Source organism: Phocaeicola sp. (assembly GCF_048170425.1).
Classification (GTDB): Bacteria; Bacteroidota; Bacteroidia; order Bacteroidales; family Bacteroidaceae; genus Phocaeicola.
Window position 1 is genome coordinate 1 of sequence record NZ_DBEXBB010000324.1, and the last position, 8,128, is coordinate 8,128.

The 8,128-nt window shown below is 42.6% G+C and carries 6 protein-coding genes; 3 read left to right on the top strand and 3 right to left on the bottom strand.

The genetic code is table 11. The features are described from left to right. The 3 genes from ACMJ0U_RS12395 to ACMJ0U_RS12405 form a co-directional block, all read right to left on the bottom strand. Positions 1-822: M23 family peptidase (locus ACMJ0U_RS12395; protein WP_417130182.1), on the bottom strand; the 822-nt coding region annotated here is incomplete at its 3' end. Between the two features lie 234 nt (positions 823-1,056). Then, positions 1,057-2,451: a phosphatase PAP2 family protein gene (locus ACMJ0U_RS12400; protein WP_417130183.1), complete on the bottom strand. Its 1,395-nt coding sequence runs from the start codon at positions 2,449-2,451 to the stop codon at positions 1,057-1,059. A 394-nt stretch (positions 2,452-2,845) separates the two neighbouring features. Next, positions 2,846-3,847, bottom strand: coding sequence for a malate dehydrogenase (locus tag ACMJ0U_RS12405; protein ID WP_417130184.1), 1,002 nt, complete (start codon positions 3,845-3,847; stop codon positions 2,846-2,848). Positions 3,848-4,452: 605 nt separating this feature from the next. On the opposite strand from ACMJ0U_RS12405, the gene cls reads away from it, so the two are divergent. From cls to ACMJ0U_RS12420, 3 genes are all read left to right on the top strand, one after another. Next, positions 4,453-5,742: a cardiolipin synthase gene (gene cls, locus ACMJ0U_RS12410; protein WP_417130185.1), complete on the top strand. Its 1,290-nt coding sequence runs from the start codon at positions 4,453-4,455 to the stop codon at positions 5,740-5,742. Between the two features lie 104 nt (positions 5,743-5,846). Then, positions 5,847-6,977 (top strand): DNA polymerase III subunit delta', encoded by a 1,131-nt coding sequence (gene holB / locus ACMJ0U_RS12415; protein WP_417130186.1) that lies wholly within the window; start codon positions 5,847-5,849, stop codon positions 6,975-6,977. Positions 6,978-6,983: 6 nt separating this feature from the next. Then, positions 6,984-8,128, top strand: a 1,145-nt coding sequence (locus tag ACMJ0U_RS12420; RefSeq protein ID WP_417130187.1) for a PSP1 domain-containing protein, incomplete at its 3' end; no start/stop codon positions are given.

Genomic DNA, 8,128 nt, shown 5'->3' on the forward strand with positions numbered 1-8,128 from the left:
TGTTTTCAGATACTTTTTCTGTTCACGTTTAGTCATCTCCTGCATGATAAGGTTATCATCGATTACCGCCTTATATTTTTTCTTTTCTTCCATGATCACATCTCCTTCTGTTGTTCTGAATGTAGGCATAAAATGTGAATAAGCATATCCTGTAGCCTGTAGAGCGTCAAATTTGTTCTTGTCGAGGAAAAAATATGTGATTGACACACATGTTTTACCTGCCAGCCCTACAGGTTGGCCTGTCAATACTTGTTCACCGGGCGTTATGAAATTTTCGTCCATGACAAGATATGCCGCAAAAGTGTGGTCGGAATGATATATAAGCAGTTGCCTTGGATTGGTAGTCTTGCATGCAATACCGCTTCGTGTGGCATATACGGTATCACCTTGGTGCATATAAAAGTTCAGAGTTTTCACATGCTCGCGTATATCTGTTTTCCATGCAGTTATCTTTCCATTTTTTACAGGAAGAGCATACGGGTATTTTATATTGAGATTGTCAACAAATATACCACGATAGAACATAAAAGATGAAGGGTCCTTAAATGGATTTTCTACATTTGAGCCTTTGGGAATGGTAAATAAGGTATTTTTCCCGGGATGTAAGTTATATGAACGGTCATCCTTGCGGTAAACATAATAATCGCAAAAATCATTGTTTGTATAAACCAATGATAAATCCTGCTTCGAGTTTCTTTCCCAATTGGATTCTATTATATTATAAGGTCTGCTCATCAGTGTTCTTAATGACTGCGACATTCCTCGCATCGTAAATAAGGACAACATTATTACAATGTACATTTGTGTTTTTCCATTCTGCATATCAAAAAATTTTATATTTTAAATTTGTGTTTCCAAAGATAACAGAGTTTTTTATTAAATAATATTCTTTTTTATCTATTTAACTGTTTCCCAAAGGCAAGCTGATACCTGATTGAGAAATGCATCTTAATGATTATATCCGTTTGATTCGTTTTAAAAAGGCTGCATATTTATTATGCGAAGGAAGAAGTAGGTAGTGGAGCATGCTTTGCGCGTTCAGGCTGGTCTTGATTTCTAAAAGATAAAGGCTATGGAAGCTCCGAAAGTAAAATTATGCATAGGCGTTCTTTTACTATACGAACGGACTTCCCTGTTGCCGTCTTCGTCTGCCCAGGAGTTCTTCAGGTCGTATGTCAGCCGGGGGGAGGCAAAGTCATAGTCGCAATAGAGACGCAGGGCCGCATTTTCCTTGTAGCGATAGGCGAGAGAAAGGCCGGTTCCTAATTTGAAAGTAGAACTTTTACGAATGTGAAGAAACTCTTCGTCAATGAAAGTGCTTTGTAGCATTTCCTGAACGCTGAGGCCTTCCTGCTGGATATAGTAATCTACGTCGGCTTTATAGAATTGGTCGTAGGCTTCCTGGCTCACTTTCTGACGGTCGAAAATGGCTGGATTAATTCGTGACATAGAGTTTAAGGTAAAGTTTGCATTAGTACGTCGTCCGGCTAACAGTTTGCTTCCTACTAAGAAACGGTTGCTGAGCGGATAGGAAAAATAAAGTCCTAAATCGATGTCACACATACCTAAATGGTCCGATTCCAGATTTTCGAGCAGATACATATTGACAGGAGCTCCTTCCTTTAAGTCATTGTCCAGGTCAAAATACTTTTTGTTTTCTTCGGGCATGTCGGCAATAACAGGTACGGTAGCTACTCTCAGGCGTCCTCCCAAGCCGATGTACGCATTGAAAAAGTAAGCTCCTTCTGCGCTGACGACGGTCGATGTACCCGTATGCAGGCGCATACCTAAAGGAGTGCCTTCCTCTGTGTCGTATAGTTCGGCAGTACGCAGGGCGGAAGGTCCTGTGGCAAATCCCATGTTGAGACTCAGGAATGAAGGTGCATCGTAGCGGTTGAAGTGTGTTGTTAACTGGCTGCTGGTGGTATTCTTACGAAAAATCAGGTCGGAAAAGAAATAGCCTAAGTTTGTTGAAATCATGCCTATTCCGGCTCCTACCAGTACATCGCCAATCCAGTGACGGTTGTTCAGCTGTCGCGTGATACCGGTTATTCCTGCTAAGGTATATCCTCCGATGCTGTACCACGGGCTGAGCATGCCGTATTCTTTATGCAGGATTGTGGCGCACATAAAAGCGGTGGCAGTATGTCCGGAAGGAAATGAATTGTTTGACGAATTGTCCGGACGCATCTCTTTGGTCGTATATTTCAGGGTGTTGACAAAGCCGGCCATCAGGGCTGCCGAGAAAACATTGCTGATTGTTAGTTCCTTCCATGAACTGCGGCTTTCTACCCCAGCTAATTTCATGCCCCATGTAGCAACTAACGGGACATATTGTGTATAATTGTCATATTCGTGATGAAAGGTTGGCTGGAAGCGATTGCGCAGTGTACGGAAATCCTGGTTTTGTTTTTTGACGATTAAGCCGGAAACGATAAAAGGAATTCCCATGTACGAAAAGTTTTGCTGGAAAAGTTCCTTTGTTTTCTTTTGTTTCGCTGGAAGAGCCAATGAGGTGAGAGAAGATGTGGAGTCTTGCATCAAAAAATAACTACTCGCGGGAGTATGTGCATACAGCGAGTGACAGGTTAGTGCTGAAATAAAGAAAAATAGTAAAGTGCATATTCTCATTGCTGCCCGTAGTTTTAGGAATACATGGTAAAAGAGAGCGGCAAAGGTAGTGCTTTTAAGAGAGAGACTGAAAGTTTTCAGATGTACATTGGGTAGCTGTAAATGTTTTAAAATAAGACGTTTATGATTTTATATGATGTACAAGTGCATTGGTATAGGGCATAAAAAAGGAGACCGATGATTCAGTCTCCTTTTATATTAATGGAAAATCCGATTATTTAATGTTCGGGTTCAGCTTGTTCCATTCAGCTACTGGAGGAAGAACGCCCATAGCGATTACTTCGTCACGCAGTGCGCACAAGTGTTCGTAGCTCTTATCCAAAGCAGCTTGTTCTTCTGCTGTACCGTTCAAAGTAGCACAGTGGCAGCCTTCTGTATCGATTGAAGTTTCCCAAGCCATCATGATGTGGTCGTACTTTTCGTTAGAAACGTAAGTACCAGCCGGCCAGCGGAATGCTTTACCTCCCATAGCTGCAGCAATCATTTCGATAGAAACGTATGACGGGCTCTGGAATGAAGAACGGCCACGTAAGTTAATGATGTTAGCACCACCCTTGGTTACTTTCTGCTGGATTTCTGCCCACTGTTCAGTTGTCAAAGCATCAGTACCGATGATGTCAGTCAACGGTTTGCCGTTTACTTTTGCAGTTGAAGCGAATACAGCCATCTGTTCGCCGTGACCACCGTAAGTACGGCAGTTTTCAACAGCGTCCATAGAGATACCGAAATGTTTAGCCAGCTCGCTGCGCAGACGAGTTGAATCCAAACCAGCCAATGTAGTAACCTGACCTGGTTTCAAACCAGAATATAATAATGTAATCAAACCAGTAATGTCAGCAGGGTTGAAGATAACTACAATGTGTTTTACATCCGGGCAGTACTGTTTAACATTCTTACCGAATTCTTCTGCGATAGCTGCGTTACCTTTCAACAGGTCTTCACGAGTCATACCGGCTTTACGGGCTGCACCACCTGAGTTTACGATATATTTAGCACCAGTCAGCGCTTCTTTGATATCTGAAGTGAAAGTGATGTTCACACCTTCGAAACCGCAGTGGAACAATTCTTCAGCAACACCTTCCAAACCTGGAGCGTACGGGTCGTACAAACAGATGTTAGGAGTTAAGCCCATCATGATAGCAGTCTGAGCCATGTTAGAACCGATCATACCGGCAGCACCAACAATGGTAAGTTTTTCATTTGTTACAAATTCCATAATTCTTATGTATTTAAGTTATGTATAAAAGTGTATAGTCAGTCTTTGTTTTTCTTCAATGCAAAGATAGGAAAGTTATCAGTGAAAACGAATCTTTACACTGGTAAATATAGGATGAAAAAAGATGATTTTCGGCAATTACGGAAAAATTTCACTATTTTTAGATGTCATATCCCAATTTTGCAAAGAGTAGGTTGCATTTCTTTGTTTGCATTTTATCACTTTAAATTTTTTTCCCTGTTACCTTATTTTATATGGCGGTGGAAAGATTTTACATCCTTTTTTCACCTTCCGGCAGCATTTTTTCTTTCCTTGGAAAAACTCTTTGCGTTCAATCCAAAACGTCCTTGCGTTTAGGATAAAACGTCCTTGTGTTTGGTATCAAACGTACTTATGTTTCATGTTAAACGTCCTTGCGTTTTGGAGGAGTATTTTATTTTGTTAATCATAGCTAAGAGTTTCATCATTCTCTCTTGTTCTATAGATGTATTTCAGGGGTAGTGCATATAAGGCTATTTAGCGGAATAGATGGTAAATCTTTCAATTCTGTTTCAGAAAATCATGGTCTTTTCTGAAATATTCCATATTTTTGCCCGATAACCGTTATGAAGATGAAAGTAAAGTTATACCTGTTAGGGTGGGTAATAATGATATGCAGTGTGATTTCGGTCAAAGGACAAAGCCTGAAAGAAGTTTCTGGTCAGGCTGAAGTAGATACTGCTAAAGCTTACCTGCCTGCTGATTCCTTGTTTGCCCTTTTTTTGAAAGAAAAACAAATTCCTGTTACGGCTTGTAATCGTATGACTTTGTTGAAAAGTGGTCGCAGCAAGTTTGAACATTTATTTGAAGATATAAAGAAGGCTGAAAACTATATCCATCTGGAATACTTTAATTTCCGCAGCGATTCTATTGCCAAGGAATTGTTTACTTTATTGGCTGAGAAAGCCAAAGAAGGAGTGACAATCAAGGCCTTGTTTGATGACTTTGGAAATTTGTCGAACAGTCGTCCCCTGCGAAAGGAACATCTGAAGATGCTGGCGGAAAGGGGAGTGGAAATGGCCCGTTTCAGTCCCATCCGTTTTCCTTATATTAATCACGTATTTTGTCGTGATCATCAGAAAATTGTGGTCATCGATGGAAAAGTGGGATATACGGGAGGCATGAATATTGCCGATTATTATATCAACGGGCTTCCGGAAATCGGCCCCTGGCGCGATATGCATATTCGTATTGAAGGACCGGCGGTGCAGTATCTGGAAAAAGCTTTTTTAGGTGTATGGAATAAGGAAACGCACGAAGGCTTGAAAGAAGGGCAAGTGGTGCACGATACGTTGTGCGAGGATTCCGGAAGAAGAGTTGCTATTGTGCAGCGTATTCCGAAAGTTTGTCCGGAAATCATGCGTGAGGCCTATATTGCGGCATTGGATGCCGCAGAACGTAAGGTGCAGATTATCAATCCTTATTTTACTCCTACTCGTGAAGTAAGAAATGCTATTAAACGGGCGGCTGAACGGGGAGTCCGGGTGGAAATCATGATTCCGGGAAAATCGGACATTTCTTTTACTCCCGATGCCGGATTTTATATAGCCAATAAACTGCGTAAGGCAGGAGCACATATCTACGTGTTTAATGGAGGCTTCCATCATTCTAAAATCATGATGGTGGACGAGCGGTTCTGTACGGTGGGCAGTACGAACCTGAACAGCCGTAGTCTGCATTATGATTATGAAATCAATGCATTTATTCTGGATTTGCCTACTACTGCCGAGTTGGGAGAAGTATTTCAGAACGACAAGCTCAATAGTACGATTATGACCCGTGAGGAATATAAGAAGCGGAGTGTATGGCGTCGTTTTGTGGGATGGTTTGCGCATTTGTTTACACCGGTTATATAATAATAAAAGGTGAATATCTCCTGAAACTACGATTTTTTTTCTTATTTTTGTCCGATTATATAGTAGTAACAGCCCCAAAAAGAACCTGATTTTTACGGAACAATATGTCGTTTTTTAAGGATGTAATCGGACAAGAAGATGTGAAACAGCTTCTCATTCATAGTGCAAAGAGTGGGAAGATGCCTCATGCCGTGTTGCTGACGGGACCTTCTGGAAGTGGAAAGTTACCCGTAGCTTTAGCGGTGGCACGTTATCTCCTTTGTCATCATCCTGTAGAAAATGATGCGTGCGGGCAATGTAATTCGTGTAAGATGATGGAACATCTGGCTCATCCTGACATGCATTTTGCTTTTCCGGTGGTACGTAAAAAGGCCGGAAGGGACGTGGTTTGCGATGAATACCTGCCTCAGTGGCGTGAAATGCTGGGACGTAATCCGTATGCCGACCTTCAGGAGTGGATGCGAACTATTGATGCGGGCAATCAGCAACCTCAGATTTATGTGCGTGAGAGTGATGAAATTCAGCGGAAGCTTTCGCTGAAAGCTAGTCAGGGAGGATACAAGGTCATGCTTATCTGGCTTCCGGAAAAAATGAATGTGGAATGTGCGAACAAGTTGCTGAAACTGTTGGAAGAACCTCCTCTGAAAACCGTATTTCTGTTGGTGAGTGAGGAACCCGACTTATTGCTTCCTACGATTGTGAGCCGTACGCAACGTATCCATTTAAAACCTTTACCGGAGTCGGATATTGAGCGTTATCTGGTGGAGCGTTATATGCTTCCTGTGGAAGATGCCCGTGACATTGCACACCGTTCGGCCGGAAGTTTGTTGAGGGCAGTGGAAAATGTGCATTTGGGAGAGGAAAACAAACTTTGTTTTGAACTCTTTGTGAACCTGATGCGTACGGCCTATAAGCGTGATATTCGTAGTCTGAAAGCGTGGAGTGAGCAGGTGGCAGGAATGGGGCGCGAACGGCAGAAGAACCTCCTGGAATATTGCCAGCGGATGGTGCGTGAAAACTTTATCTGCAATTTCCGTCAACCTGATATGGTATATCTGAGTCCGGAGGAATTGCAGTTTGCCAGCCGTTTTGCTCCTTACATCAATGAGCGGAATATTATTTCCGTGATGGGATTGCTGGAGGAGGCACAGGTACACATTGAGCAGAATGTGAATCCGAAGATGGTTTTTTTTGACATGGCACTGAGAATGATTGTAGAAATGAAACAACAATAACAATATATGGACGATTTCAAGCTTAAAAACGGAAGTGGCCGAATCTGCTGTGGAGGCTGTGGACGACAGAATAATAAATTGAATACTTACGACTGGCTGGCCGATATTCCTGGAAACGCAGAGGAGCAGGATATGGTGGAGGTTCAGTTTAAGAATACCCGTAAGGGATATTTTAAAAACAGTAATGGGCTGCATCTGGAGAAGGGTGATATTGTGGCAGTGGAAGCTAGTCCGGGACATGACATCGGTACGGTAACACTGACCGGAAGACTGGTTCCTCTGCAGATGCGTAAGGCTAATTTGAAGCCAGATGCAGAAATACGCCGTATTTACCGTAAGGTAAAGCCGGTGGACATGGAAAAGTATGAAGAGGCGAAATCGCGTGAACACGATACGATGATTCGCTCGCGTAAGATTGCAGAAAGTCTGGGACTTCAGATGAAAATCGGTGACGTGGAATACCAGGGTGATGGCAATAAGGCAATATTCTATTACATTGCAGATGAACGTGTGGATTTCCGTCAGCTGATTAAGGTGCTGGCTGAAACTTTCCGGGTGCGTATCGAAATGAAACAGATTGGAGCTCGTCAGGAGGCTGGACGTATCGGAGGAATCGGACCGTGCGGACGCGAGTTGTGCTGTGCTACGTGGATGACGAACTTCGTTTCAGTGTCGACTAGTGCGGCTCGTTTTCAGGATATTTCGCTTAATCCGCAGAAACTGGCCGGACAGTGTGCCAAACTGAAATGCTGTCTGAATTACGAAGTAGATGCCTACGTGGAATGTCAGAAACGCTTGCCGAGTAAGGAAATTACCCTTGAAACGTTGGACAACATGTATTATTACTTCAAGGCAGATATTCTGAAAGGAACTATTACTTATAGTACGGATAAGAGTTTCCTGGCAAATGAAGTGACTATTTCAGCACGCAGAGCCTTTGAGGTGCTGAATATGAACAAACGGGGAGAAAAGCCTGAAAAACTGGATGACGAGTTTTCCGGACGTGAATCGCAGCGTTCAAAAGACTTGCTGGAACAAGAGAGCTTGACCCGTTTTGACAAGACAAAAGGCGGAAAGAACCGGAAAAAGAAACAAAAAGGGCCGGTATCACAAAGTAATGCGTCAGCGGATTCTGTAGAAGCAGGTAATGG

What these genes read in the sequence shown, in the direction of transcription:
- ACMJ0U_RS12400 (WP_417130183.1), bottom strand. Translation starts at nt 2,451, where the DNA reads ATGGGAATTCCTTTTATCGTTTCCGGCTTAATCGTCAAAAAACAAAAC.
- ACMJ0U_RS12405 (WP_417130184.1), bottom strand. Translation starts at nt 3,847, where the DNA reads ATGGAATTTGTAACAAATGAAAAACTTACCATTGTTGGTGCTGCCGGT.
- cls (WP_417130185.1), top strand. Translation starts at nt 4,453, where the DNA reads ATGAAGATGAAAGTAAAGTTATACCTGTTAGGGTGGGTAATAATGATA.
- holB (WP_417130186.1), top strand. Translation starts at nt 5,847, where the DNA reads ATGTCGTTTTTTAAGGATGTAATCGGACAAGAAGATGTGAAACAGCTT.